A 1668-nucleotide genomic window follows, 5' to 3' on the forward strand; every position below is an offset into this window, starting at 1 on the left:
TACAGCCCCAGCGGCCTCGGGAGGCTGGGCGGCCCGCCGTCCGAGCAGCGGCTGTACCCGCCGCTGCGCAGCGCCCGGGAGGCCGCGCGCGTCTGGCAGGTCTCCGAGGAGCTGACCAGGGTCTCCTTCCCCGCCGCCGTCTGACCGCCCTGTCCGACCGCCACCGCCTGCCCGACCGCCCCACAACCCACGGAGACCGCATGAGTACCGCCGCCCCCCGCACGCCGAGACCCAGGAGCCCCTGGTGGGTGCTCGTCGGCAGCGGCACCGCCAACGCCGTCGGCCCCCAGATGTACCTGGCCACCATCGGCCTGTTCGTCCTGCCGATCGTGGAGGACACCGGCTTCAGCCGCACGACCGTCACCGGGGCCTTCTCGGTCGCGGCGGTCGGGATGGCGATCGGCCTGGTCATCGTCGCCCAGCTCGTGGACCGCTTCGCCGCGCGGTACATCCTCGTGCCGGGGTTCGTGCTGTTCGCGGCCTCGATGGCGCTGATCGGGCTGGTGCCGCCGGTCGAGTGGGTCTACCTCGTCCCGTGCTTCTTCGTGGGCTTCTTCGGGGCCGGGACGGCCGTGCCCGCCACCAGGGCGGTGGTGAGCTGGTTCGACAACAACCGCGCCCTCGCCGTCGGAGTGGTGACGGGCATCATCGGGCTGGGCTCGGCCCTGGCCCCGCTGCTGGCCGGAGCGCTCATCGAAGGCGTCGGATGGCGGACGGCCTACGGCCTCATGGCGCTGATCTCGGTCCTGGTGTCGGTCACGATGGTCACCCTGTTCGTGCGCGCCCGCGCCGAACGGCACGTGCGCGGACGACTCGTCCGGGAGGCCCGGGTGGAGGGCCGCGAGGTCAGCCTCGAACTCCCCGGCCTGACGGTCGGCGAGGCGGTCCGCACCCGGCAGTTCTGGGGCATCGCGCTCGGGCTGGGCCTGGTCGGGGTCGTCGTCTACGGCCTCCAGGTCCACCTCGTGCCGATGATGACCGACCGCGGGCTGAGCGCCGACCAGGCCGCCACCCTGCTGGTCGTCTTCGGACTCGCCTCGCTGGTGGGCCGGGTGGCGGGCGGCCTCATCCTCGACCGGGTGCACGCGTGCGTCATCGGTCCGATCGTGATGATCGCCCCCATCGCCGGGATGTTCTTCCTGGAGCCGCCGTTCGGTGCCGCGGCCGTCGCGGTCGCCTTCATCGGCGTCGCCTTCGGCATCGAGGGCGACCTGCTCGCCCTGCTCATCACCCGCTACCTGGGCACGCGCTACTTCGGCCGCATCCTGGGCCTGGTCCAGGCCGCGTTCCTCCTGGGCAGCGCGCTGGGGCCGCTGCTCCTCGGGCTGGGGTACGACCTGCTGGGCTCCTACGACCCCGTCATCCCCGTCCTGATGGGCGTCCTCGTCGTCGGCGCGGTCCTCATCGCGACCCTGGGCCGCTACGTCTACCCCGCCGTCAACGGCTTCGACCGCCTCGCCGCCCGTGACGAACTCGCCGCCTCCGAGGTGCTGAGCGACATCGCCGGGAGCGGCGACGCCCACGGCTCCCCGGACAGGCCGCGGGCCCGGGCACACGGCTGAGCGGCCCGAGAACGGCACACCAACCGGGCCGCCGCGGGTCCGGGGACCGTGATCCCGTCCCGTCCCGTCCGCCCGGGCCGGAACCCGTGGGCACACCACCCGGCCC

Annotated in this window: 1 protein-coding gene and 1 pseudogene; both read left to right on the forward strand. The window is 73.7% G+C overall.

The annotated features are described in order from the left end of the window. Positions 1 to 144, forward strand: a pseudogene (locus tag DQW06_RS29915) (short chain dehydrogenase); the annotation flags it as partial. A 56-nt stretch (positions 145 to 200) separates the two neighbouring features. After that, positions 201 to 1562, forward strand: a complete 1362-nt coding sequence (locus DQW06_RS17675) for an MFS transporter (RefSeq protein ID WP_232238649.1) — start codon at positions 201 to 203, stop codon at positions 1560 to 1562. The last annotated feature ends 106 nt before the right edge of the window (positions 1563 to 1668 follow it).

This window comes from Nocardiopsis sp. TNDT3 (assembly GCF_003427465.1).
In the GTDB taxonomy this organism is placed as follows: domain Bacteria; phylum Actinomycetota; class Actinomycetes; order Streptosporangiales; family Streptosporangiaceae; genus Nocardiopsis; species Nocardiopsis dassonvillei.